The organism is Acinetobacter sp. 809848 (genome assembly GCF_000581275.1).
In the GTDB taxonomy this organism is placed as follows: domain Bacteria; phylum Pseudomonadota; class Gammaproteobacteria; order Pseudomonadales; family Moraxellaceae; genus Acinetobacter; species Acinetobacter pittii.
The window spans coordinates 13,424-39,758 of record NZ_JEXG01000037.1 but is presented as its reverse complement, the minus strand read 5'-3'; the positions used below and the strand labels follow the sequence as shown (position 1 = coordinate 39,758).

Sequence of the window (26,335 nt, the reverse complement as noted above, 5' to 3'; positions counted from 1 at the left end):
CTTTCCATCATCTTTCGATATCCAGTAAGTAATTTGGCTATTTACTTCTTGTCCGCTAATCTTTAAATCAAAAGCTTTATCTTGCGTAATTTGATCAGTTGCTGAAATGCCCGTATCAGTCAAAGCAGCTAAAGTCAGTTCACCTGCTTGCGGCGCTGTTGTATCCACAACGACTTTTTGCACACTGGTTTCAGATATGTTGCCTGCAACGTCGGTTACTACAGCTTTGTAAAGATAACTTCCATCCACTAAATCTTTTTGAGCGACCGTTGTCTCTTGCCAAGTTTTTCCTTCATCGGTAGAGACCAAATATGTTACTCGGCTTCCACTTTCCTGTCCTTCAAGCTTTAAATTAAAGTTTTTATCTTGAGTAATCTGGTCGGTTGTCGCCCCCCCAGAATCTAAAAAATTATTGAAATTCAAAGTACCTGGCTCAGGAGGCGTCGTATCTTTAGAATCGTTCCGAGACAATAAAGCAATTGTTCCTGCTCCTGCTAAAGCGCTGACTACCCACGACCAGAGGGGTACAGAAGATGAACTATCAATAAGCTTTGGCGTATCTTTTAATTCTAAATAATTAACAGTGGTCTGTCCGCTAGCATCTTCTCCCAGATTAGCAGTCCAATAACTCTGCCCTTCATTTAAAAGAATTTGCGGGTTTTCGTTAATAAAATAGTTTTCTAAAACAATTTCAGTTCCATCTTTTAGATGAACAATTGCACTGTTTCCTTCTCTTGTTATTGAAGAAATTTTTTCTGGATTTATATCGATTTTTGCGACTTCTTTAGGATTTACTACAATATTTTTTGTCTGGCCTACATTAATATCAACTGTATTATTTTTTGAAGCATTATTTGCCATTAATGATACTTGTACCATTTTTCCACCATGAAATTTTAAATATTATTAAGTTATTCTAAAATATTAAGATAAATAGATACTCATTTAATCAAATATTATTAACTATCATAAAATACTAAACCCTTATTGTAGCTACTTTAAATCGCGGCTTTTTATATAGTTAAAAATTTTTATGTATCCATTAATATTATTTTTAAAATGATAAAACATTTAGAATGTTTTCCTATTCCCCATATATAGAATTTAAAGCTTAGGCATTGTAATGGATAAAATTTTATCAATCTACTCTTAAGTTAAATGTCTTATAGAATTTTTATAAATTAAATTAATTGAAAAATCTTTAAATCGTAATTAAACCAATAATGATTAATTTTTCCTTCATTTGAAATGACATTAAAACTATTTGGAACATGATAATGCAAACGGCTAGAAGTTGCTGTTCCTGCATGAATATCATAAATAGGATGATCTATCTTTAACTGATAAATTTGCGTTAAATCATATACAGCAGTTTTATGTAAATGCCCGTGTAACATTCCAAATAGTCCCGTGGTACTCCATTTTTCGAGTGCCATTTTTCCTAATACAGGACAATCTTTAATACCATGCTCATCATCAGGTGGAGTATAAAAAGGTTGATGGAAAACAACTAATTTGATTTTATCCGCTGGCGCTTGCTGTAATCGCTCATATGTAGTTTGAATTTGCTCAATCGAAATATGTCCACGAGTATGATAACGACGGCGAATACTATTCACCCCAACAATATAAAAATGTTCAGTTTCTATAGTTGGTTCAAGCTGGCCAAAAAAATATTGGTAGCGAGTAAATGGTGAGAAAAAACGGTTCCAGATATGGTACAACGGAATATCGTGATTACCAGGCACAACAAGATAAGGAATATTAAGGCTATCTAAAAACTGACGGCATTTATAAAACTGTTGATATCGGGCACGTTGAGTAATATCACCACTCACCACAATGACTTCAGGTCTATGTTGAGTGCAAAAAAGTCGGATTGCATCTAAACATACCTCAACTTCTGTTCCAAAATGCAGATCAGACAGATGTAACAACATTTGGCACCATAATATTTAAAGCATTCTTTTCCACAGAGAAATTTAAAGGCGCTTTCATCTCTAATATTTCACCATCTAAAGCCACTGTAAGTTTTGATCTTTTTGCACAATCTACCACCACATGATCTGCACAAAAACTATAAACATCTTGTGTCTCTTCTACTTTGCCTTGAATCCACTGCCACAACATGTTTAATAAACTAAGCCTATCACTTTTCGTAATCACCACTCCAGCGACCCGACCTTGTGCTGCACATTCGGCAATTCTTAATTTCATATCACACAACTGCAACTGGTTATTACCAAAGAAAATTAGAGGTGTTTTGACTGGATATTTCTTCCCATCTACTGTGATGGAAAGTTTCATGGATTTATTTTCTCTTAATAAAACATCCAAAGCTGATGTATAGGCATGCAAAGGTAAACGCCCTAAGTATTTATTATAAAGCTCACGTTTTTTTATAAATAATGGATAAAGTCCTAGACTTGCATTATTTAAATAAACATGGTCATTAATTGTCGCAATATGTACAGAACGAGTTGTACCTGTAGCGATAACTTCAGCAGCTTCTAACAAATCTAAGGGTATATCTAAAACTTTAGCGACATAATTAAAGGTTCCCAAAGGTAAAATTCCCATAGGAATATGAGTATGTCTAAGCTTTGACGCTACTGCATTTAAGGTTCCATCCCCACCCGCTGCAACAACAACACCTAAATTTGCATTTTGGCTATGCCGATGAATCACTTGACTCATTAAATTATCAAAGGAAACATCTTCTGCTAATTCAAAAACTTGTATTTCAAAACCAAATTCGGTGAACACAGTCATTAACTGTTCATACATATCTTCATGTTTTGATGCATGAAAACCCGACTTTTGGTTATAAATGATAGAGAGAGGTTTTAAAGTCCGCATTTTTATTATCTTAGAGGGATTCATCCTGAATATTGTATATAAAAACGCCTAATAAAAGTCCCTTTATGTAAATTTTGAATGAAGATCATTTGTTTAATCAATAATAATTCTCAAGAAAAAAACAAGAATCAAGACATTGATTTTTAAGGAAATAAATAATATAAATAACACACATACAACATAAAAATATTAAGAATAAGATATTGCAAAAAACTACAAGTTAATGATTTAAATGAGAAAAATATATAAAAGTAAAATATCTATTTCTTAGTCTTTAGTCTTATTTTTTTTATGATTTTGTGCTTTAATACAGCCACTTTTTTATTTGATCTTTCATTGTACCTCTCAATGAATGACTTGTACGTTGTACATATTTTGAATAGGCCTCACCATGACCACAGTGAACGCACCAGAATTCGTTCGTCATCCTAAGCTTATCGCATGGGTTGAAGAAATTGCAAACTTAACCAAACCAGCAAAAATCGAATGGTGTGACGGAAGCGAAGAAGAGTATCAACGTCTAATCGACTTGATGATCGCTAACGGCACCATGCAGAAATTAAACCAAGAAAAACATCCTGGTTCTTATCTTGCAAATTCTGACCCATCTGACGTTGCACGTGTTGAAGACCGTACTTACATCTGCTCTCAAAATAAAGAAGATGCTGGTGCGACAAACAACTGGGAAAACCCAGCTGTTATGCGTGAAAAATTAAATGGTTTATTTGAAGGCTCAATGGAAGGCCGTACCATGTACGTTGTTCCTTTCTCAATGGGTCCTTTAGGTAGCCATATTGCTCATATCGGTATTGAGTTAACTGACTCTCCTTACGTTGCTGTTAGCATGCGTAAAATGGCACGTATGGGTAAAGCCGTTTATGATGTATTAGGTACAGACGGCGAGTTTGTTCCTTGTGTACATACAGTAGGTGCTCCACTTGCTGAAGGTCAACAAGATGTTGCTTGGCCATGTAACCCTGAAAAATATATCGTTCATTACCCAGAAACTCGTGAAATCTGGTCTTTCGGTTCTGGTTACGGCGGTAACGCATTACTTGGCAAAAAATGTTTAGCTCTTCGTATCGCTTCTGTCATGGGACGCGAACAAGGTTGGTTAGCTGAACACATGCTTATTCTTGGTGTAACTAACCCTCAAGGTGAAAAACACTACATCGCTGCAGCATTCCCGTCTGCATGTGGTAAAACAAACTTTGCAATGTTAATTCCACCAGCAGGTTATGAAGGTTGGAAAATCGAAACTGTAGGTGACGATATTGCTTGGATCAAACCAGGTGAAGATGGTCGTTTATATGCGATTAACCCTGAAGCTGGTTTCTTCGGTGTAGCTCCTGGTACAAACACCAAGACTAACCCGAACTGTATGGCAACTCTTCATAAAGATGTTATCTATACAAACGTAGCGGTAACTGAAGATGGTCAAGTATGGTGGGAAGGTCTTTCTAAAGAAGTTCCAACAAACTTAACTAACTGGAAAGGTCAGCCTCACGTAAATGGTGAAAAAGCAGCACATCCAAATGCTCGCTTCACTGTTGCAGCTGGTCAATGCCCTTCTATCGATGCTGACTGGGAAAATCCAGCAGGCGTTCCAATTTCTGCATTTATTTTCGGCGGTCGCCGTGCAGATACAGTTCCTTTAGTTTCTGAAGCTTTCGACTGGGTTGACGGTGTATATAAAGCGGCAACTATGGGTTCTGAAACTACTGCTGCTGCTGTTGGTCAACAAGGTATCGTTCGTCGTGACCCATTCGCGATGCTTCCATTTGCTGGCTATAACATGGCTGACTACTTTGATCACTGGTTAAGCCTTGGTCAACAAGTAAGTACAAAAGCTGAAGCAGCTGGTAATAAATTACCAAAAATCTTTAATGTAAACTGGTTCCGTCGTGATGCTGAAGGCAACTTCGTATGGCCTGGTTTCGGTCAAAACATGCGTGTTCTTGAGTGGATCATTGATCGTTGTGAAGGTCGTGCAAACGCTGTTGAAACACCAATTGGTCTTGTTCCAACATATGACGACTTGAACTGGGAAGGTACTGAATTCTCTAAAGAAGAATTTGACCTAATCACAGCTCAAGATAAAGATCAGTGGATTACTGAAATTGAAAGCCACACTGATTTATTTAATAAACTCGGTGATCGCTTACCAAAAGCATTAAAAGAACGTCAAGCAGCTTTACTTGAAGCTGTAAAAACTGGCTTCTAATTGCTATATATAAAAAAGGTCGCCATGTGCGACCTTTTTTATTATGCGGCATCATCTTTTTGTCGACGCTCAGATAAATAAGCTTCTAATATTTTTACTTGTTTTTCATCAAATGCCAGACCTAGTTTTGTTCTACGCCACAATATATCCTCCGCAGTAGTTGCCCATTCATATTCACATAAGTATTTGACTTCGCATTCAAATAAATCATGTCCAAAATTCTGGCCTAATTGCTCTATTGCATTTCTCTCTCGAACCATATTCCAGACTCTTCTGCCGTATGCATGCGCCCAACGGTTGGTAAGTGACTCAGAAACTCCACTTACACGTGAATGAATCTGATGCGTTAAATCATCTAGTGTTGTCCAGTTTTCAGCGCCAGGTAATGGCTCATCTGCAGTCCACTCCTCTGCCATATCATTAAAAAATGCAGACAGATGATCTAAAGCAGCTTCGGCTAATTTTCGGTAAGTTGTGATCTTGCCACCAAACACAGATAACAAAGGTGCTTTTTTATGTTCAGCCTGTAATGCCAAGGTATAGTCACGTGTAATCACTGAAGGATTATCAGACTCATCATCACATAAAGCACGTACACCCGAGTATTGACTTACAATATCAGCTCGAGTTAACTGCTTTTTAAAATGTGAATTGGCCACTGTTAAGAGGTAATCAATTTCTACCTCTGTGATCTCTACCTTTTGTGGATCACCTATATATTCCTGATCTGTCGTACCAATCAGTGTATATTTTTCTAAATAAGGAATGGCAAACACGATGCGTCGATCTTCGTTTTGCATAATGAAGGCTTTATGGCAGTCATATAATTTTGGTACAACAATATGACTTCCTTGGATCAGCCGAATTCGATAGGGTGATTTTAGCTTCAGATTTTCACTAATAATTTCTTCAACCCAAGGACCTGCCGCATTCACTAAAGCTCGTGCACGTACCTGATAAAACTCTGCTCCGCTTTGTAACTCCAGATGCCACAACTCTTGTTCCCTATAAGCTTTAATACAACGCGTACGTGTTACGACTTTGGCACCTTTCTCTTTGGCCTGTAATGCATTTAACACTACAAGACGTGCATCATCTACAGTACAGTCAGAATATTCAAAGCCACGTGTGATGGCTGGTTTTAAAGGACTATCTTCTTTGAAGTAAATAAGATTTGATCCTAATAGTTTTTCTCGTTTTCCCAAATGATCATAAAAAAACAAGCCCGCCCGAATTAACCACGCAGGACGTAAATGTGGTCGATGAGGCATAATAAAGCGCATGGGTTTAATAATATGTGGAGCTTTAGCCAACAACACTTCACGCTCTGCTAAAGCCTCTCTAACCAGTCGAAATTCTTTATGCTCTAAATAACGCAGACCACCATGAATTAATTTGCTGCTAGCAGATGAAGTGTGACTAGCTAAATCATCTTTTTCACATAAAAATACCGATAGTCCACGGCCTGCAGCATCATTAGCGATACCAACACCATTAATACCGCCACCGATCACGGCAATGTCATATATTTTTGAATAATCATTAGGCTGTATTTTCATTTCTCATTTTCTTTTTATTGTTGATCTTATAAAAATTAAAACACCAAATTGAAGAAACAACAATCAAAAAAGTAGAATAATCAATTTTAAATAACCAAGTATTTAACCGTTAATTAATTACCCTACTATTGAATTCAACCAGTTAAAGAACGAATTAATCCTCAGCCCAACTTTGACTACGCTTAACTGCCTTGAGCCACCCTTTATAAATAATTTCTGATTGTTCATAAGACATTTTTGGCTCAAATACCTTTTCTATGGCAGATTTATTTCTTAACTCATGTAGATCTTGCCAGAAACCCGTCGCCAGTCCAGCAAGAAAAGCTGCCCCCAAAGCTGTGGTTTCTTTCATTATTGGACGTTCTACTGGTGTCGCTAAAATATCGGCTTGAAATTGCATCAAGAAATTATTTTCTGTTACTCCGCCATCGACTCTAAGTGTACGAAGCTCTTCTTCTGCATCTTGCTGCATTGCATCTAAAACATCTCGGGTTTGAAAAGCAATAGACTCTAAAGTTGCACGAATAATATGTTCAATACTAGCCCCACGAGTAAGTCCAAAAATAGCTCCACGCGCTGTTGGGTCCCAATATGGTGCGCCTAACCCTGTAAAAGCAGGTACAACATATACACCGTTACTGTCTTTCACACGTGTTGCATAAAGCTCAGAGTCTTTAGCATTCTTAATGACTTTTAATTCATCGCGTAACCACTGAACGCAAGAACCACCATTAAATACGGCACCCTCTAATGCATAGTTCACCTCACCACTCGCACCACATGCAATAGTAGTTAGTAATCCATGTTCTGAACGAACAATCTTCTTACCTGTGTTCATTAATAGAAAACAGCCAGTGCCGTAGGTATTTTTTGCCTGACCAGACTCAACACACATTTGACCAAACAGTGCGGCTTGTTGATCACCTGCGATTCCTGCGATTGGAATACCTACTTCTTGCCCACTAATAGTATGTGTATATCCATAAACCTCAGATGAGCTATGTACTTCGGGTAACATTTCTCGAGGAATCTCTAAAACTTGTAAAAGTTTTTCATCCCATTCTAGCTTTTCGATATCAAACAGCATGGTTCGTGATGCGTTGGTAAAATCAGTCACATGAACAGCACCATTGGTTAGTTTCCAGATTAACCAAGTGTCCACCGTACCGAACAACAACTCTCCTCGCTCAGCACGCTCACGGCTTCCTTCAACATGGTCTAAAATCCATTTAATTTTTGTAGCCGAAAAATACGGATCAATCACCAAACCCGTTGTTTTACGAATGTATTCTTGCCATCCTGCTTTATGCAATTGATTGCATATCTCAGTCGTTTGTCGACTTTGCCAAACAATCGCATTGTAAATCGGCTTGCCCGTTTTTTTATCCCAAACAACTGTGGTTTCCCGCTGATTGGTAATCCCAATTGCTGCAACTTGTTCACTCTTAATACCTGCTTGAGCTAATGCTTCTACCCAAACAGCACTTTGCGTAGCCCAAATTTCCATAGGGTCATGCTCAACCCAGCCAGGCTGAGGATAAATCTGAGTAAATTCTTTTTGAGCAATACTTACAACGTTAGCATCATGGTCTAAAACAATTGCTCTTGAGCTTGTTGTTCCCTGATCAAAAGCAACAATATATTTTTTCGGGCAATTTGACATCTGAATGTCCCTTTCATTATTCACACACATCTAGTCCACAATGCCAAGACATCATGCCTAACTATATTTACTTAAAATTTTCTTTGGAATATATCATTATTTTTAAGGGGTATAGGTTTTCTTCGCCCAAACTCTACTCATTCTTTATCAATTTTTACTACTTGGAAAAAAATAATATGCCAAAGATCCCAACAATATTATAAACGTGAGCTGATCGGCTAATTTGAAATCACATAAATATTCAACTTATTCCTTTGCTTAAATAATAAACATTGTTTTACAGACATAAAAAAAATAAAGTGAAATACTCCTCTAGAAAATATGTAAAAACGGAATAAATCTTCTCTTTTTTAGCATTCAACCCAAGCGAAACATGGAGCGACTCATGGTTGATCAACCTTCTACCGCAACAACTCCACACTCTAATTTAGATACAAAAACTCGTCTAAAATCAATTTTGGGCGGTTCTGCTGGTAACCTTGTCGAATGGTACGACTGGTATGTATATGCCGCATTTACGCTCTATTTTGCTCATGCTTTTTTCCCAAAAGGTAGCCAGACGGCTCAACTCCTTCAAGCGGCCGCAATTTTTGCTGTAGGCTTTTTAATGCGCCCGATCGGTGCATGGATTATGGGAATCTATTCCGACCGTAAAGGACGCAAGGCGGGTCTTACGCTTTCAGTCACTTTAATGTGTATCGGTTCGCTGCTTATTGCCGTGACGCCAAGTTATGAAAGTATTGGTGTATTTGCCCCTCTTCTTTTAGTTGTCGCCCGTTTAATTCAAGGCTTAAGTGTAGGCGGTGAATATGGTGCTAGTGCTACCTATTTAAGTGAAATGGCTGAAAGAAATCGACGTGGTTTTTTCTCTAGCTTCCAATATGTAACATTGATTGCTGGTCAGCTCACAGCCCTATGTGTTCTATTAATATTACAAATGGTATTAACTGAAGAACAATTACATGATTGGGGATGGCGTATTCCATTCTTTATTGGAGCTTTACTTGCTATTGTAGTTTTCCGCATTCGACGTGGCCTATTAGAAACTCAATCTTTTAAAAATGCTCAGGCAGAAACAGACCAGCCTAAATCAGGCATGTTTGCTTTATTTAAACATTATCCGAAAGAAGCGTTCACAGTATTATTTTTAACAGCTGGCGGGACTTTAGCTTTCTATACTTACACGACTTATCTGCAAAAATATTTGGTCAATACTTCTGGATTTACCAAACCTGAAGCCACTCAAATTACAACTTTAGCGCTATTTATTTTTATGTGTCTACAGCCTGTAGCGGGTGCTTTGTCGGATCGCATTGGTCGAAAACCCCTTATGATTTTCTTCGGAATAACAGGTGTTTTATTCACATACGTTTTATTTGATGCACTTGCAAATACACATAATTACTGGACAGCTTTCTGGTTATGTTTTGGGGGGCTCGTAATGGTGACTGGTTATACTTCAATTAATGCCGTAGTTAAAGCTGAGCTTTTCCCTGCACACATTCGCGCTTTAGGTGTTGCATTACCTTACGCAATTGCTAATACGTTATTTGGCGGAACAGCAGAGTTCTTTGCTTTAAGTTTTAAAGAAGCTGGGCATGAATCTTGGTACTTTATTTATGTAAGTATTATGATCTTCATTTCTCTCATTATTTATATTTTTATGAAAGATACCAAGCATCATTCAAAAATCAAAGAACATTAATACTTTACTAATAAGAGCTAATATCGTTCGCCGATGTTAGCTCAAATCATGAGATTAAGCCCCAACAACCTTTGTATTTTATGAGATACTAGCTATAAGAAAATAAGGACGATACTGATGAATAGAAGTATTTTATGCTTGACATTAAGTAGTATGTTTGTTTTAACTGCTTGTCAGACTACCCCTCGACAATATAATGGTTCAACTGGATACCAGATTGAAAACCAAACAAAAACTTCGGCGACTTTAGCTTACACTTTAGCGGGTCGTAATAACCAGCAACTCGATGAACGTAAATTACAACGCGCTTGTCAGAATGTGCTAGGTGCTCAGAAAGTTTATAAATTATCAATTTTGAGTATCAATGAAATTCCTAATCCAGCGAAAGATGAGCATTATGGAATTCAACTCGGCGAAACTCGTGCTTCTTTTGGCTTATCAAATACACCTAGCTTAAATAATGGTGAAGACTATGCGACTCGCCAAGCGCTTGAAGCACGTCCAAGCACGCTAAAAGTTGTTCGTTATACTTGTTCATAAAATAAAAAAAGACGCTGTTCTTTTACAGCGTCTTATAAAAACTTACATTTCTAAACTCTTTAGCTTCATCCAGATCAGGCCATGTAGAAGCACTTCTTTCTTCAATTTTTTCATATTTGGGATGACTAAAGTTTTTAACACGACTATCAGCCACCCAGACTTCTGGTGCAAACTTTAAAAATTCATCTAAGAAAAAGCGGTTACATTGATCATATAAAACATCAGCTGCTAGCAAAACATCAACTTGCTCAGCCTTATATAAATCATCTAAATATTCTAGCTCAACATTATTAAGTAAAGCGTTTTCGCGGCAAGCATTCAAACTAACTTGATCAATATCACAGCAGATGACTCGTTTCGCTCCTGCCATTTTTGCAGCAATTGCAACTACACCCGAACCCGCTCCAAAATCCAAAACAACTTTATCCTTAACATGGTGCGGCTCTGCAAGTAACCACTGCGCCATCGCCAAACCAGATGCCCAACAAAAAATCCAATACGGCGTATCATTCCAAATACGACGAATAACTTCATCATCTAAGCGATCAGTTGGAAAAACTGGTGGAATCAACCATAAAGAAATAGGCGTTTCTGGTAATTGTTGTACCATCAACTCACAATTGGGAATAACTTCATGTAAGGCTTGAAGTAAATGTTCAGGGGCTTTAGACAGTTGAAAGGTGCAGCTCATCAGATTTCTTTTAATTCATTTTTATAACAAGCATAACAGAGTCATTCCATTATGATTTGAATTTTTAGAATAACCTTCGGTTGGACCTACTTTTCTTTCGGGAAAAGTAGGCAAAACCATTGTCATCCGCAAAACTCGGCAGATACTCTCTAGAATCGAAAGTATCGCAGAAACATTAAATTTTTAACGTATTTCTGCCTCAAACAATTGCGGATGACGGTTACGCGTATCAAATAACAGCCTAGCGTTAATTAAATTAACCTAAAGCTTTTTCAGCAGCTTCTACAGTTTGACGAATCAAAGTTGTAATAGTCATTGGACCAACACCACCCGGTACTGGTGTGTAAGCAGAAGCAATTTCTTCAATACCTTGTAATTGAATATCACCTACACCGCCGCCATCACGAGGATGGAAACCAGCATCTACAACCACTGCACCTTGTTTAATCCAATCTTTTTGGATAAGTTCAGCTTTACCAACTGCACCGACAATAATATCGGCTTGTTTCACAAGCTCAGGTAAGTTTTGTGTGCGTGAATGGCAAATCGTTACTGTTGCATTGGCTTGCAAAAGCATCATTGCCATTGGTTTACCTAAAATTGCAGAACGGCCAACCACAACCGCATGTTTACCAGCAATTTCGATATTGTTTTCTTTTAAAATGGTCATGATGCCAGCAGGAGTCGCTGAACCATATGCCGCTTCACCCATAGCCATACGGCCAAAACCAAGACAGGTTACACCATCAACATCTTTAGCTAATGAGATTGCATCGAAACATGCACGCTCATCAATTTGCTCTGGAACTGGATGTTGTAAAAGAATGCCATGTACATCTGGGTTAGCATTAAGTTTTTCAATTTCAGCTAATAATTGTTCTGTTGTCGTTTCTTGTGGCAATTCAATTTTTAAAGAATCCATGCCTACTCGACGGCAAGCATTTCCTTTCATGCGTACATAAGTTGCAGATGCACCATCATCCCCAACTAAAATAGTCGCCAAAATTGGGGTACGACCTGTTTTAGCTTTTAAAGCTTCAACACGTACTGACAAATTTTCTTCAATTTGCTTTGCTAATGCGCGACCGTCTAAAACCAATGCCACAGCACATCTCCAAGGTAGACATGAATTTAATGTGCCAATAATACATGATTATTTGGACAAATTTATTCTAGATGTTGCTTTTATGTTCATCTTATCTCAAAACAGTATTGTTTTTTTTGTAAAGGTTGCTAATATGTGCATCACCAAATGTAGGCGGGGTGGCAGAGTGGTCATGCAGCGGACTGCAACTCCGTGGACGCCGGTTCGATTCCGACCTCCGCCTCCAAATTTGGTAAAGCCCGGGTGGTGAAATAGGTAGACACAGGGGATTTAAAATCCCCCGCCCACAAAGCGTGCCGGTTCGAGTCCGGCCCCGGGCACCATTTTCTAGTATAGAAATTGGTGTCATAAAGAATCCAGCGAAAGCTGGTTTTTTTATGTCTAAAAAAAGGATACTTATTAGCATCCCTTTCTCGCCCCATATATTTAAGCAGTTTTTTGCTTATCTTTTTCAGGTGTTAAATTCGCATCCAACACCAATTGATAGCTTCGACTAGAATCTACTTTATATTCTGCATTTTTAATTGAATCTACAAAAATCCAATCCGACAGCACCTGCTTATCATCTAGTGTAACCATCAAATAACCCCGCTGATTTAAATTACAAAATGCCAATTCATCGATAAGCGTTGTAAAGGCAAATTCAAATTGCTGCAACTGAGTTAGCGGAATACTTAAATATTTTTCAAGACCCGGTGAAGAAACCGAACTTGTCGCCAGTTCAACCCCGATATATTCACCCTTTTGGCTATATAAGTAAGATGTCCACGCATTATGGGTATCGCCCGCCAAAACAATAATTTTCTTATTAAACTCTGCCAATTTGTCATACAAAAACTCTCGTTCAGCGTAATAACCATCCCAAGCATCGAGGTTATAGGGAACTAAAGTTGTGACTCGCGCTTTTTCTTGAACAGTTAAAGTTGGATCACCTTGCTCTAATCGTAATTTTAATGTGACTAATTCTGTAATCTGAGCAGTCATTTTAGCTAATGTATCAGACGAAGTTCCGCCTGAAGTAATTTGCCCCAACGATGCCAACAACTCAGCTGGAATCCACATTTTACTCATTAAGACTTGCTGTCCCACAACATTCCATGTTGCTGTAGATTGCTGTAATTTATCGACCAGCCAATCCCTTTGCGTATATCCCATTAAAGTACGCTTTGGATCTGTTAAATCAGCCTGAAACTTTTGAGCATCTAAACCAGAAGCTATCATATAGTCTTTATATTCGAGCTGTTTATCTCGCGCAATAATACGTGTATCTAACATGGTTAATTGAACCAGCGAACCAAAGTTAAACTGACGATAGATATTTAAATGATCGGTACTAGAAACTGGGCGAATCGGCATCCATTCAAAATAAGCTTGTAGAGCAGCTAATTTACGCTCCAAGAAAGGACCCTCATTACTTTGATGATTCTCTGCACCTTCACGCCAAGTATCATTTGCTAACTCATGGTCATCCCAAATTACAATAAAAGGATGACGCTGATGAACCGCCTGCAAGTCCTTATCCTGGCGATAGAGCGCATAACGTTTGCGATAATCATCTAATTTAATAATTTCTTTATTATTATCGGACGGTAAAGTACGGCCCAGCTTTGCAGCATCTTCTGTCGCATAGCCATCAGCCCCATATTCATAAATATAATCTCCCAAATGAATGACTACATCCACATTCTGTTTTGCCATTTCACGATAAACGTAAAAATAACCCGCAGGATAATTAGAACAAGAACATACTGCGAAGCTGACCTTATTGGTAGTTACAGGTAATGTTTTTGTTTGCCCTACTGGCGAGACTTTGCTACCAAATCGAAAGCGATAATAATAAGTCATACCCGCTTGTAGACCTGTTGCATCCACCTTCACGGTAAAATCGTCAGTTTTATTCGTTTGAACCGTACCAGTCTTTAAATTCTGCTTGAACTGATCATCGGTAGCAATTTCCCAAGTAACTCTAAGACGCGCATTAAGGTCTACTGGTGTTAACCGCGTCCATAAAATTACTTTATCTTGCAATGGGTCACCGCTCGCAACTCCATGTAAAAAATCTGCTTGTGTTTCTGAACCCTCCTCATCGGAACCATCATTACACCCCGTAAAAGCTACGGGCAAAGATAGCGCCCCAAAACCGAACAGACTTTTTTGAATTAATTCTCGGCGTGAAATTTTCTCTGACATAAAATTACCTAAGTTTTAAGCAATGAGTGTCTTAAATTTAGGTAGATAAGATGAACAACTGATCTCAGTTTAATGAACAAATTATGACACAAATTGGTTAATTTATATAAATACCAACAAGAACTGATTGAAAATAAAGCAAACTCTCTGATTTTCTCTTGCCAATCGCGCACTTGTCCTCTATTATTGCGCACATGCCCGGGTGGTGAAATAGGTAGACACAGGGGATTTAAAATCCCCCGCCCACAAAGCGTGCCGGTTCGAGTCCGGCCCCGGGCACCATTTTCAAATATTGAATTTGGTGCTACAAAGAATCCAGCGTATGCTGGTTTTTTTATGCCTAATCAAAATGAATTTTATGATAAGAATATTATTACTCGTTTGCACTACCCTTTTTATAACAAAGGTTTACGCCACAGATCTTTTCTCTGGTACCCTTTCTTTCAAAGACAACCATTGGTATTTTTCACGTTGCTCTATTACCAGAGATGATTATTTAGTTAAAGCACCCGAATAGATAAATTTAAAACGCTGGAACAAAAACGAGAAACTTATTGAGTCAGTTTGTTAGCGGACGCAGATTATCAAGAGAATGGTGTTTTAATTTTAAAAGTTAAAAAAATAGACGAAATACATTTAAAGGCATCTTGCCACTTATTAGATGCATTTGAAGATATTGAAAATCGAGAGTAATCACCACTCTCGATTCATAACCAGCTCTTCCATTTCTAGATCTAAATATCCAGCTTCCTGTGCTACCATCATCATTGCTTCAGCAATATAGTCAGCAGCACTATCATCTAAAGAAGAATCTAGATCTTCGAACTGAGGTTTCATCTCATTAATTTCAATTACAGTTTGATGAGCATATCGATAGATATCCTGCTCAGCTAAGGCAGGCTTCTGAACTTTTTTAGCAAATTGTTCAATGAGCTGCTTGAGTTCAGCGACCAAAATATCTGGATAATATTCATCATCAAACATCGGGAGAAGTAAGTCTTCGAACATACAAAAGTTTACACAACAGCAAAAACTTGCCGCTTATAACATATTTTCAAAAGAATAACGATATTTTTCCCTGACTCAATCATCTAGCTCATTAAATTAATGAGCTACTACCTGATTTTTATAAAGCCTACTTTATTAAGCTTGTATCATCGCCTTCCAAACTAGAATTGCATCAGTCATTGCTTTGACATCATGCGCTCTAACAATGCATGCTCCTTGCTGAATACTAAGCAAATGCCCCGTAACGCTTCCTACCGCACGCTGATCTGCAGTTGCACCCTTTAATGCTTCACCAATAAAACGTTTACGAGAAAGGCCAGATAAAATCGGATAACCCATTTCACCAAGCTTCCAAAATTCTTTGAGTAGTCTTAAGTTTTGCTGCGCATTTTTTGCAAAACCAAAGCCAGGATCAATAATAATATTATGTTTTTTCACGCCCGCATTTAAAGCTTCATTCACGCGCTGCTGGAGTTCCGCTATAACATCTAAGGTTACGTCCGTATATTGGTCTAACTGATTCATTGTAGTCGGCTCACCACGCATATGCATGATCACTACGGGTATATCCAGATCTGCTGCCGTTTTTAAAGCATTGGGACGAGTAAGCGCACGTACATCATTCCAAATATGTGCTCCTGCTTTTTTCGCTGCACGAATAACATCAGGCTGACTTGTATCAATTGATAGAACAATATTATGTTTAGCTAAAGCTTCAACTACGGGCACAACTCTTCGTATTTCTTCTTCTACGCTTACTTCAGATGCTCCTGGACGGGTAGACTCACCACCAATATCAATAATGGTAGCGCCTTGCTCTACCATGGCTAGCGCATAAGCAATCGCTTGATCTACTTGATTATGCTTTCCACCATCACTAAAAGAATCTGGTGTGACATTTAATATGCCCATAACGTGAGGCTGTGATAAATCTAACTGAAGCTGTCCACACTGTAAAATCTGTTCAGGCAAAGGCATTAGTTGCATAAAAAGCTCCAGTTTAAAATCAGGCTGTATTTTAGCAATTATCATCTATATATGGTGTTGATTTGTTTTTAGCTTTTAACAAACTCAAGCCCATAAAAAAAGCCACATGACTGTGGCTTTTTTAATTAACTAATTATTAGTTCATTGCTGGCAATGGTGGTGGTGTAGATGGACCATCTTTTGGTGGTTCAAATGCAGCCACTGGATTTTCAGCAACATATACTTTAGGCGGTTGTGGCTCACGACCTTCCATAATGTCACGGATTTGATCACGATCAATAGTTTCCCATTCCATCAAAGCTTTTACCATCGCATGTGCAATATCTTTATTACCTTCTAAGATATTACGTGCAACTTTATATTGCTCATCAAGAATACGACGTACTTCTTCATCAACTAACTGTTGAGTTGCTTCAGAAATCGTACGGCTTCCTACATTACCAAAGAAACCATTTTGGTTTTCATCTTCATAAACCATTACACCCATTTTGTCAGACATACCGTACTTCGTAACCATTGCACGCGCCATTTTAGTAGCTCGCTCAAAGTCATTTGAAGCACCAGTAGATTGCTGCTGGATAAATACTTCTTCAGCAATACGACCACCAAACAAAATTGCAATTTCGTTTAGCATCTTGTCTTTATAGTGGCTAATTTGGTCTTGTTCAGGTAACTGCCAAGTTACACCTAAAGCCCAACCACGCGGCATAATCGTTACTTTATGAACAGGATCTGTACCCGGTAAAATCTCGGCAACAATCGCATGACCAGCTTCATGATAAGCAGTTGCACGACGTTCTTCTTCACGTAAAACCATCGATTTACGCTCTGGTCCCATGTAGATTTTGTCTTTTGCATCTTCAAAGTCATGCATGTCAACAGTGTTCTTATTACGGCGTGCAGCAAATAATGCAGCTTCGTTAACAAGATTTGCCAACTGTGCACCAGAGAAACCTGGAGTACCACGAGATAGAACTTTAACATCCACACCCGTAACTGAAGGTAATTTTTTCAAATGTACATTCAGAATCTGCTCACGACCACGAATGTCAGGCAAACCTACCATTACTTGACGATCAAAACGACCTGGACGTAATAATGCTTTATCCAAGACATCAACACGGTTCGTCGCAGCAATTACGATTACACCTTCGTTACCTTCAAAACCATCCATCTCTACAAGCATTTGGTTCAAGGTTTGCTCACGTTCATCATGACCACCACCTGTACCTGAACCACGATGACGTCCTACTGCATCAATCTCGTCAATAAAGATAATACAAGGCGCATGACGCTTCGCTTGCTCGAACATATCACGGACACGGGACGCACCCACACCCACGAACATTTCGACAAAGTCAGAACCTGAAATGCTGAAGAAAGGAACTTTAGCTTCACCAGCAATTGCTTTGGCTAATAACGTTTTACCAGTACCCGGAGGACCAACCATAAGTACGCCACGAGGAATGGTAGCGCCCAAACGTTTGAATTTTGCAGGGTCTTTTAAGAAATCTACAATTTCAACAACTTCTTGTTTTGCTTCATCACAGCCGGCAACGTCAGAAAAATTAACTTTGATTTGGTCTTCAGAAAGCATTTTTGCTTTCGACTTACCAAAACTCATCGGTCCATTTTTTCCGCCTGCACCACCACCCATGTTACGCATAAAGAACATGAATAACAGAATGATTAACAGTACAGGGAAACTAGCAATGAGAAGTTGCATCAAAATGCCTTGACGTTGAGGAGCTGTTCCCTCTACAACAACATTTTGCTTATTTAAGCTCGGCATAAGTTCAGTGTCTTCAACTTGCGGACGAACAGTTTCAAACTGTGATCCGTTAGTTTTTTCACCATTAATATTTAAACCGTCAATTGTGACTTGCTTAATTTGGCCAGCATTCACCGCTGCAACGAAATCTGAGTATTTCATCGCAGTAGGCTTATTGCGGTCACTGATATTACTGAAAATTAAAATCAGAACACCAAGTATTATTAGCCACAATACGGCATTCTTGAAGTAATCGCTCAAAGCTTTATTCCCATATCGATCTAATTTGATCATGCCCAATCTTGGCTGATCGTCATAAAAACAGCAACTGTATTGCTTGCGGATAACCTAAAAGTACAAAATGCACAATTTTTAGGAGCTTGGCAAGTAAACTTTATTGCAATGCTTTCTTACGCCCTTGTCCAACCAAAAAAACTTCTTTAGAGCGCGCCCGAGAAGCTGCTGGTTTTGCTGTCTTTAACACATCAAAACTATCAACCACTTGTTTACGAAACTCATCGAATCCTGCGCCTTGGAACACTTTAACCACAAACTGTCCATTAGGTCCAAGAACCTTTTGAGCAAAATCTAAAGCCAGTTCACATAAGTAAATCTGTCTAGGTTGATCAACAGCCCTATTACCAGATGTATTGGGGGCCATATCAGAAATTACAATGTCTACTTGTCGCCCATTTAAAATATTTAACAATTTTTCAAATACAGCTTCTTCTCTAAAGTCGCCTTGTAAGAAAGTGACATCAGGCAAAGCATCCATGGGCAAAATATCGGAAGCAATCACTAAACCTTTGCTACCCACAAGTTTTCCAGCAATTTGAGACCAGCTACCAGGAGCTGCACCCAAATCGACTACCGTCATGCCTGGCTTGATCAACTTATATTTTTCTTGGATTTCAAGAAGTTTATATGCTGCTCGCGCACGATACCCTTCCTTTTGTGCTTTTTTTACAAAAGGATCGTCTAGATGTTCCCTCATCCACGCACGACTACTTTTCGACAATTTCTGGTTTGTAATGCGTGTTGCCATAACTCACTAAATATCAAAAAAACTTCTGATCGTTCATTGTACGTGAAAATTACTCTCATTACAGTACGGATGTAGCGTAATCTCACCAAGTTTTACAGTTTTTTTCCAATAATGTTGATCGATTATTTATACAGTTTTTCGTACATCTGAATTTAAGTTTTTTGCTATACTAAGTCGTTTTTAAAATCAGGTATTTTTAATGGCCGCTTTATCTATCCATGAACGTAAACGTTTACGTCAAATTGGTCATGTGCTTAATCCGGTTGTCATGATTGGTGGACAAGGCTTAACAGATGCTGTTATCGAAGAAACTCTTCGTGCTTTAAACGACCACGAACTTATCAAAGTTAAAGTTGCTGGTGAAGACCGTGAAGCACGTACTGCTGTAATTGATGCAATTGTAGAAGCGACTGGCGCAGAAGCTGTGCAAAAGATTGGTAAAATTGTTTTACTTTACAAAAAAGCAGCTAAGCAAAACCAGCATTTGTCTAATCTTGTTCGCCACGCTCATTTAGCAAACTAAGTTGATTTGACAAACTATGGCAAGTTACGAACTTTCAGCTTTTGATCGTTTTCATGCTGTTTCTGTTGTTGGTGCAATTGAACAGCAAGCACCGCACACCTTAAATGTCGGTTTTTGGATTCGTGATCCAAATCAACTCATTGTCTGGCCCCAAGAAGTCGCGGCTCATCCTCGTCAGGATTTTTTGTGGGAAGAAACTTGTTTCGAAATTTTTGTTGGCGTGCATGATGAAGATTATTATCGGGAAATTAACCTTTCCCCTTCTCAATCATGGCAGTCTTATCAGTTTGAAGAATATCGCTATCCAGAAAGTATGCCTCCCCTTGCTGCTTACGATATCGAACTGAACCATCTCAAGCGTACTCATTATGGCTTAAATGTTAGTCTTGATTTGGGACAATTTATGCAACAGCATCACTTGAAATGGGCAAACCTTTATTTAGGTTTAACTGCAGTTTTAAAAACCAAAGAAGGTATGCAGTACTATGCAATGCAGCACAGTGGAAAAAGTGCGGATTTCCATAATAAGCGTGACTGGTTACATCAGTTTTAAAAGTAAAAAAGCGAGAAATTAATTCTCGCTTTTTTTATAGCTGGCTAAAAGCTAAGATCATTAGTTATCTCGTGCTTTATTCCAAGCTTCAACTGCATTATTTTTAGTACGCTTAATACTTTCACTTAAAGAATCTTTGTGCTTCAAAGAAATCTGGCTAATATCACCTTTAAGTTCTTTACTGACTTTAGTCAAATCTTCGATAAGTGCGTTAATTTCTGCTTTCAAAGCATTTTTAAGTTCAGATAGTCCTTCTTGTGAGGTGCTAAACTGAGCTTTAATCACATCAAGACGTTGTAGAATATCTTGTTTAATTTGAACAAATTGATTTTGAATATTCTTGTTTAACTCATGAGTTTCAGCTTCAATTTTTTCTTGAGTTTCACTTAAAACTTCTTTGACCTGCTCTTGAGTTTCAGTGATAGCTTCTTTCACCTGAGTTTTCGCTTCTGTAGCAACTTCTTTAATCTGCTCAGTTTTCTCGGCAACACTTTCTTTTACTTGCGCAGTTTTAGCAGTTACTGTTCTTTTCGCTTTAGTTGTAGTAGCAGCTACGGTTTCTTTCACTTCATTCACCTCAGCTTTTACCGAATCAACTACTGCTTGAGCTTTCTCGCTCACATCTTTTGAAACTTGATCATTACTCATGCTATTTCCTCATATTGTTTATTTTTTAACTAGCAATACAATAAATCCAGTTCTAAAAATTCAGCCAGCAAATTGTTAGACAATTTATCAAAAGTAACTGATTCGGATGAGCGGATAATTTTTTTGTAAAAATCAAGCAATGAATTATGTTTTTTAGCAGAAAATAAATAGACTTTTTGAGGTTCCATGCGTATAATGCGCTGTTAAGTTACAAGCGAGCAGACCGATAGGGAGGGGCATGTTTTATCACAACATCGCCTATCTTTTTTGGGTCTACTCGCTTTTTTACAGCCGAAATTCAGGAGCTTTGGTTTGAGCACCCCCGCCATTTTAGCCCTCGCAGATGGAACGATCTTTAAAGGAACGTCAATCGGCGCAACGGGAAGTACGACTGGAGAAGTCGTTTTTAACACAGCCATGACAGGCTATCAAGAAATTTTGACTGACCCAAGTTATGCACAACAAATTGTGACATTAACTTACCCTCATATCGGAAACACTGGCTGCAACGCAGAAGACGTTGAATCTGGTCGTATCCATAAAGTATGGGCGAATGGTTTAATTATTCGTGACCTTCCTCTACTACACAGTAACTTCCGTGCTGAGCAATCTTTGAGTGAATATTTGCAAGAACACAATGTTGTTGCAATCGCGGATATTGATACACGTAAATTAACACGTATTTTGCGTGACAAAGGTGCACAAAATGGTTGCATCCTTGCTGGCGAAAATATTACTGAAGAAGAAGCAATTGCCAAAGCTCGTGCTTTTGGTGGCTTAAACGGTTTAGACCTTGCAAAAGAATGTTGCGATCCAACTGGTTTTGAATGGTCTGAAGGTTCATGGACTCTAGGCCAAGGCTTCTCTCAACCTGAATTAAAATATCATGTAGTTGCATACGATTACGGTGTCAAAACCAACATCTTGCGTATGCTTGCAGACCGCGGTTGCAAATTAACCGTTGTACCTGCAGAAACTCCGGCTGAAAAAGTATTGGCACTTAATCCGGATGGCGTATTCCTTTCAAATGGCCCTGGCGATCCAGCTGCTTGTGATTATGCAATCGAAGCTGTAAAAACTATTGTTGAAACCACAACATTACCTGTATTTGGTATTTGCTTAGGCCACCAAATCTTGGCACTCGCTTCTGGTGCAAAAACTGTAAAAATGAATCATGGTCACCACGGTGCTAACCACCCTGTACAAAATCTTGAAGATGGTACAGTGATGATTACTTCACAAAACCATGGTTTCGCTGTAGATGCTGAAACTTTACCGGCTAACTTAAAAGCAACGCATAAATCATTGTTCGATGGCACCTTACAAGGGATTCACCGTACAGACAAACCAGCTTTCAGCTTCCAAGGTCACCCTGAAGCAAGCCCAGGTCCACATGATTGTGCCCCATTGTTCGATCATTTCATCGAACTTATCGAAGCATCTAAACAGTAATTAAGGAGCGAATAATGCCTAAACGTACGGATATTAAAAGCATCTTAATTATTGGTGCTGGCCCGATTGTGATTGGTCAGGCATGTGAGTTTGACTACTCAGGTGCTCAAGCGTGTAAAGCACTTCGTGAAGAAGGCTACCGTGTTATTTTGGTTAACTCTAACCCAGCAACCATTATGACAGACCCTTCAATGGCTGATGCAACTTATATTGAGCCAATTACTTGGCAAACAGTTGCACAGATTATTGAAAAAGAACGTCCAGATGCAGTATTGCCAACTATGGGTGGCCAAACTGCGTTGAACTGTGCTCTTGCACTTGATGAGCACGGCGTTCTTGAGAAATATAATGTTGAATTAATTGGTGCAACTAAAGACGCAATTGAGAAAGCCGAAGATCGTAAACTCTTCGATATCGCTATGCGTAAAATTGGCTTGGAATGTCCAAAAGCTGCCATTGCTGAAACAATGGAAGAAGCTTTAGAAATCCAGTCACGCTTTGGTTTCCCAGTAATTATCCGTCCATCATTCACAATGGGTGGTTCGGGTGGCGGTATTGCATATAACCGTGAAGAATTCCTTGAGATTTGTGAACGTGGTTTTGACCTGTCTCCTACTCACCAGTTATTGATCGATGAATCTTTAATTGGTTGGAAAGAATACGAAATGGAAGTTGTTCGTGACAAAAACGACAACTGTATTATCGTATGTGCCATCGAAAACTTCGACCCAATGGGCGTACACACTGGTGACTCAATTACTGTAGCACCAGCTCAAACATTAACTGACAAAGAATACCAATTGATGCGTAATGCTTCAGTTGCAGTTCTTCGTGAAATTGGTGTTGAAACAGGTGGTTCTAACGTCCAGTTCGGTATTAACCCGAAAGACGGACGTATGGTTGTGATCGAGATGAACCCTCGTGTATCTCGTTCATCTGCACTTGCTTCTAAAGCAACAGGTTTCCCGATTGCTAAAATCGCAGCAAAACTTGCTGTTGGTTATACCCTTGATGAATTGAAAAATGACATCACTGGTGGCGTGACTCCTGCAAGCTTCGAACCATCAATTGACTATGTTGTAACGAAGATTCCTCGTTTTAACTTCGAGAAATTCCCGCAAGCTGAACCAGTTCTTACCACTCAGATGAAATCTGTTGGTGAAGTGATGGCAATTGGCCGTAACTTCCAAGAATCTGTACAAAAAGCATTACGTGGTCTTGAAGTTGGTGTAAGCGGTTTTGATGAAAAAATCGAAGCCGGTGCAACAAATGCAAAAGAAATTATTCTAAAAGAACTTAAAGTTCCGGGTCCTGAGCGTATCTGGTATGTAGCGGACGCTTTCCGTCATGGTTTCTCTTTAGATGAAGTTTTTGAAGCGACTAAGATTGACCGCTGGTTCCTTATCCAAATTCAAGACATCATTAAAACTGAAGCTCAAGTGAAAACTTTAGGTTTTGGTGACTTAAACGCTGACAACATCCGTTCGTTCAAGCGTAAAGGTTTATCTGACCTTCGTATTGCTCACCTCATGGGCATTTCACAAAAGCAATTCCGTAAACAACGTTGGAACTTGGGTGTTTATCCAGTTTACAAACGCGTTGATACATGTGCAGCAGAGTTTGAATCTGGTACTGCATACATGTATTCAACTTACGATGAAGAATGTGAAGCAAATCCATCAAACCGCGACAAAATCATGGTCATTGGTGGTGGTCCAAACCGTATTGGTCAAGGTATCGAATTTGACTACTGCTGTGTACACGCTGCATTAGCTATGCGTGAAGACGGTTACGAAACAATCATGGTGAACTGTAACCCTGAAACTGTTTCTACCGACTATGACACATCTGACCGTCTATACTTCGAGCCTGTAACACTTGAAGATGTACTTGAAATCGTACGTACAGAGAAGCCTAAAGGCGTAATCGTACAGTACGGTGGTCAAACTCCGCTTAAATTGGCACGTGCTTTAGAAGAAGCAGGTACTCCAATTATCGGTACATCACCAGATGCGATTGACCGTGCTGAAGACCGTGAACGTTTCCAACAAATGATTCAACGTTTACAGCTTCGTCAACCAAATAACAGCATTGTAAAATCTGCTGAAGAAGGTATTTCTGAAGCTGCAAAAGTAGGTTATCCGCTTGTTGTTCGTCCATCTTATGTATTAGGTGGTCGTGCAATGGAAATCGTATATAACGAAGAAGAACTTAAACGTTACCTTCGTGAAGCAGTTCAAGCATCTAATGAAGCCCCTGTTCTTCTTGACCGTTTCCTAGATGACGCAACTGAAGTTGATGTTGACTGTGTATCTGACGGTAAAGACGTTGTGATCGGCGGTATCATGCAGCATATTGAACAAGCTGGTATTCACTCAGGTGACTCTGCATGTTCAATTCCTCCTTATTCTTTATCTAAAGAAATTCAGGATGAAATGCGCCGTCAAACAATTGCGATGGCAAAAGAACTTGGCGTTGTTGGCTTGATGAACGTTCAGTTCGCTGTAAAAGGTGACGATATTTACGTTCTAGAAGTTAACCCACGTGCTTCACGTACAGTTCCATTCGTATCTAAGTGTATTGGTGATTCTTTAGCGAAAGTTGCTGCGCGTTGTATGGCAGGTCAATCTCTTGAGTCTCAAGGATTTACTAAAGAAATCATTCCAACTCACTTTGCTGTGAAAGAAGCCGTTTTCCCATTCGCTAAATTCCAAGGCGTAGACCCTATGCTTGGACCTGAGATGAAATCTACAGGTGAAGTGATGGGCGTAGGTAAAACATTTGGTGAAGCATTCTATAAAGCTGTTCTAGGCTCGAATGAACGCTTACCTGGTTTACCAACTGAAGGCGAAGTAAAACATGCTTTCTTATCAGTACGTGAATCTGACAAGAAATACATCGCTGATATCGCTAAGAAATTAGTTGAATATGGCTTCAAGCTTGTTGCAACAGGTGGTACTTACCAAGTGCTTAAAGAAGCAGGTTTAGAATGCGAATCTGTAAATAAAGTTACTGAAGGTCGTCCACATATTGTTGACCGCTTGAAAAATGGTGAAATACACCTTATTGTCAATACCACTGAAGGTAAACAGGCTCAATATGACTCTGCAATGATTCGTCGTGCTGCCCTACAAGGCAAAGTGTATTACACAACGACTATCAATGGCGCAGAAGCTGTTTGCCAAGCCTTTGCTGTGAAATTGCCAATGGATGTATACCGCTTGCAAGATTTAACTGTAGGTTAATTTTTTTACCGATAAGTCCCGTCACCTTATCGGTGGCGGGATTTTTTCATTTTTTTAACTGTGTTTTCTCAACTTAAGAGGGACCGAAATGCAACGTTATCCAATGACCCCTGAAGGTAAAATCGCCTTAGAGAAAGAATTACAACATCTGAAATCTGTTGAACGTCCACGTATTACTCAAGCAATTGCTGAAGCACGTGAACATGGGGACTTAAAAGAAAATGCAGAATACCATGCTGCTCGTGAACAGCAAGGTTTCTGTGAAGGACGTATCCAAGATATCGAAGGAAAATTGGGTGCTTCACAAGTCATCGATGTTAAGGACTTAGAACAAAACGGTCGTGTTGTATTCGGTGTTACGGTAACGATTGAAAACCTTGATACTGAAGAACGCAAGACTTATAAAATTGTTGGTGATGATGAAGCTGATTTTAAAATCAATAAAATCTCAGTGAACTCACCAATCGCACGTGGCCTTTTGAGCAAGAGTGAAGGTGATGAAGTAAAAATCGTTACTCCTCAAGGCGAAGTGGAATATGAAATCGTAAGTGTAGAATATCTTTAATT

The 26,335-nt window shown here is 38.9% G+C and carries 22 protein-coding genes and 3 tRNA genes; 11 read left to right on the top strand and 14 right to left on the bottom strand.

The window, feature by feature from the left end; translation table 11 throughout:
- The 3 genes from J536_RS20370 to J536_RS20360 form a co-directional block, all read right to left on the bottom strand.
- A partial coding sequence (locus tag J536_RS20370; protein WP_032063757.1) for a BapA prefix-like domain-containing protein occupies window positions 1-879 on the bottom strand: 879 nt, incomplete at its 3' end.
- Between the two features lie 302 nt (window positions 880-1,181).
- Window positions 1,182-1,940, bottom strand: a complete 759-nt coding sequence (locus J536_RS20365) for a metallophosphoesterase family protein (RefSeq protein ID WP_032057436.1) — start codon at window positions 1,938-1,940, stop codon at window positions 1,182-1,184.
- On the bottom strand, window positions 1,921-2,859 hold the full coding sequence (locus J536_RS20360; protein WP_032057435.1) for a diacylglycerol/lipid kinase family protein: 939 nt from the start codon (window positions 2,857-2,859) through the stop codon (window positions 1,921-1,923). Before J536_RS20360 ends, J536_RS20365 begins: the two co-directional genes overlap by 20 nt.
- 391 nt (window positions 2,860-3,250) lie before the next feature.
- On the opposite strand from J536_RS20360, the gene J536_RS20355 reads away from it, so the two are divergent.
- Window positions 3,251-5,083: a phosphoenolpyruvate carboxykinase (GTP) gene (locus tag J536_RS20355; RefSeq protein ID WP_002115528.1), complete on the top strand. Its 1,833-nt coding sequence runs from the start codon at window positions 3,251-3,253 to the stop codon at window positions 5,081-5,083.
- A 41-nt stretch (window positions 5,084-5,124) separates the two neighbouring features.
- On the opposite strand, the gene glpD is transcribed toward J536_RS20355, so the two are convergent.
- A complete protein-coding gene (glpD, locus tag J536_RS20350; RefSeq protein WP_032063755.1) occupies window positions 5,125-6,642 on the bottom strand; it encodes a glycerol-3-phosphate dehydrogenase in 1,518 nt (505 codons plus the stop codon).
- A 154-nt stretch (window positions 6,643-6,796) separates the two neighbouring features.
- Window positions 6,797-8,305: a glycerol kinase GlpK gene (glpK, locus tag J536_RS20345; protein WP_032057432.1), complete on the bottom strand. Its 1,509-nt coding sequence runs from the start codon at window positions 8,303-8,305 to the stop codon at window positions 6,797-6,799.
- A gap of 373 nt (window positions 8,306-8,678) precedes the next feature.
- Here glpK and J536_RS20340 point away from each other — a divergent pair, with 373 nt between their 5' ends.
- Window positions 8,679-10,010, top strand: a complete 1,332-nt coding sequence (locus J536_RS20340; protein WP_005803945.1) for an MFS transporter — start codon at window positions 8,679-8,681, stop codon at window positions 10,008-10,010.
- 117 nt (window positions 10,011-10,127) lie between these two features.
- The gene (locus J536_RS20335) at window positions 10,128-10,550 is read left to right on the top strand and encodes a hypothetical protein (RefSeq protein WP_032057430.1); all 423 of its coding nucleotides are present in this window, start codon (window positions 10,128-10,130) and stop codon (window positions 10,548-10,550) included.
- A gap of 22 nt (window positions 10,551-10,572) precedes the next feature.
- Here the strand turns inward: J536_RS20335 and J536_RS20330 are convergent, their stop codons facing one another.
- On the bottom strand, window positions 10,573-11,241 hold the full coding sequence (locus J536_RS20330) for a class I SAM-dependent methyltransferase (RefSeq protein WP_032057429.1): 669 nt from the start codon (window positions 11,239-11,241) through the stop codon (window positions 10,573-10,575).
- Between the two features lie 256 nt (window positions 11,242-11,497).
- The gene (folD, locus tag J536_RS20325) at window positions 11,498-12,346 is read right to left on the bottom strand and encodes a bifunctional methylenetetrahydrofolate dehydrogenase/methenyltetrahydrofolate cyclohydrolase FolD (RefSeq protein WP_002115552.1); all 849 of its coding nucleotides are present in this window, start codon (window positions 12,344-12,346) and stop codon (window positions 11,498-11,500) included.
- A 152-nt stretch (window positions 12,347-12,498) separates the two neighbouring features.
- Between folD and J536_RS20320 the strand changes: the two genes are divergently transcribed.
- Window positions 12,499-12,572, top strand: a tRNA-Cys gene (locus J536_RS20320).
- A gap of 11 nt (window positions 12,573-12,583) precedes the next feature.
- Window positions 12,584-12,669, top strand: a tRNA-Leu gene (locus J536_RS20315).
- A 103-nt stretch (window positions 12,670-12,772) separates the two neighbouring features.
- On the opposite strand, the gene J536_RS20310 is transcribed toward J536_RS20315, so the two are convergent.
- Window positions 12,773-14,536 carry an alkaline phosphatase D family protein gene (locus tag J536_RS20310; RefSeq protein WP_032057427.1) on the bottom strand — a complete coding sequence of 588 codons (1,764 nt, stop codon included), beginning with the start codon at window positions 14,534-14,536 and terminating at the stop codon, window positions 12,773-12,775.
- A 196-nt stretch (window positions 14,537-14,732) separates the two neighbouring features.
- Here J536_RS20310 and J536_RS20305 point away from each other — a divergent pair.
- Window positions 14,733-14,818 (top strand) — tRNA-Leu (locus J536_RS20305).
- 411 nt (window positions 14,819-15,229) lie between these two features.
- Here the strand turns inward: J536_RS20305 and J536_RS20300 are convergent.
- The 4 genes from J536_RS20300 to rlmE form a co-directional block, all read right to left on the bottom strand.
- On the bottom strand, window positions 15,230-15,544 hold the full coding sequence (locus J536_RS20300; protein WP_005067609.1) for a DUF5713 family protein: 315 nt from the start codon (window positions 15,542-15,544) through the stop codon (window positions 15,230-15,232).
- 135 nt (window positions 15,545-15,679) lie between these two features.
- Window positions 15,680-16,531, bottom strand: coding sequence for a dihydropteroate synthase (gene folP / locus J536_RS20295; protein ID WP_032063753.1), 852 nt, complete (start codon window positions 16,529-16,531; stop codon window positions 15,680-15,682).
- 136 nt (window positions 16,532-16,667) lie between these two features.
- A complete protein-coding gene (gene ftsH / locus J536_RS20290) occupies window positions 16,668-18,563 on the bottom strand; it encodes an ATP-dependent zinc metalloprotease FtsH (protein WP_005803954.1) in 1,896 nt (631 codons plus the stop codon).
- 133 nt (window positions 18,564-18,696) lie between these two features.
- Complete coding sequence (rlmE, locus tag J536_RS20285) at window positions 18,697-19,347, bottom strand: 23S rRNA (uridine(2552)-2'-O)-methyltransferase RlmE (protein WP_000235573.1); 651 nt, start codon at window positions 19,345-19,347, stop codon at window positions 18,697-18,699.
- A gap of 199 nt (window positions 19,348-19,546) precedes the next feature.
- On the opposite strand from rlmE, the gene yhbY reads away from it, so the two are divergent.
- Both yhbY and J536_RS20275 read left to right on the top strand, forming a co-directional pair.
- Window positions 19,547-19,870 (top strand): ribosome assembly RNA-binding protein YhbY, encoded by a 324-nt coding sequence (gene yhbY / locus J536_RS20280; protein ID WP_002115576.1) that lies wholly within the window; start codon window positions 19,547-19,549, stop codon window positions 19,868-19,870.
- Between the two features lie 16 nt (window positions 19,871-19,886).
- Window positions 19,887-20,423, top strand: a complete 537-nt coding sequence (locus J536_RS20275) for a DOMON-like domain-containing protein (RefSeq protein WP_032057424.1) — start codon at window positions 19,887-19,889, stop codon at window positions 20,421-20,423.
- A gap of 60 nt (window positions 20,424-20,483) precedes the next feature.
- Here J536_RS20275 and J536_RS20270 read toward each other — a convergent pair whose 3' ends face one another.
- Together J536_RS20270 and J536_RS25460 are read right to left on the bottom strand one after the other, a co-directional pair.
- Complete coding sequence (locus tag J536_RS20270) at window positions 20,484-21,071, bottom strand: hypothetical protein (RefSeq protein WP_005072962.1); 588 nt, start codon at window positions 21,069-21,071, stop codon at window positions 20,484-20,486.
- 29 nt (window positions 21,072-21,100) lie between these two features.
- Complete coding sequence (locus J536_RS25460) at window positions 21,101-21,259, bottom strand: hypothetical protein (protein WP_002115567.1); 159 nt, start codon at window positions 21,257-21,259, stop codon at window positions 21,101-21,103.
- A gap of 124 nt (window positions 21,260-21,383) precedes the next feature.
- Here J536_RS25460 and carA point away from each other — a divergent pair, with 124 nt between their 5' ends.
- The 3 genes from carA (at window position 21,384) to greA (ending at window position 26,333) form a co-directional block, all read left to right on the top strand.
- Window positions 21,384-22,523: a glutamine-hydrolyzing carbamoyl-phosphate synthase small subunit gene (gene carA, locus J536_RS20265; protein WP_005067597.1), complete on the top strand. Its 1,140-nt coding sequence runs from the start codon at window positions 21,384-21,386 to the stop codon at window positions 22,521-22,523.
- A 14-nt stretch (window positions 22,524-22,537) separates the two neighbouring features.
- On the top strand, window positions 22,538-25,768 hold the full coding sequence (gene carB, locus J536_RS20260; protein WP_032057423.1) for a carbamoyl-phosphate synthase large subunit: 3,231 nt from the start codon (window positions 22,538-22,540) through the stop codon (window positions 25,766-25,768).
- 88 nt (window positions 25,769-25,856) lie between these two features.
- On the top strand, window positions 25,857-26,333 hold the full coding sequence (greA, locus tag J536_RS20255; RefSeq protein ID WP_002115570.1) for a transcription elongation factor GreA: 477 nt from the start codon (window positions 25,857-25,859) through the stop codon (window positions 26,331-26,333).
- The last annotated feature ends 2 nt before the right edge of the window (window positions 26,334-26,335 follow it).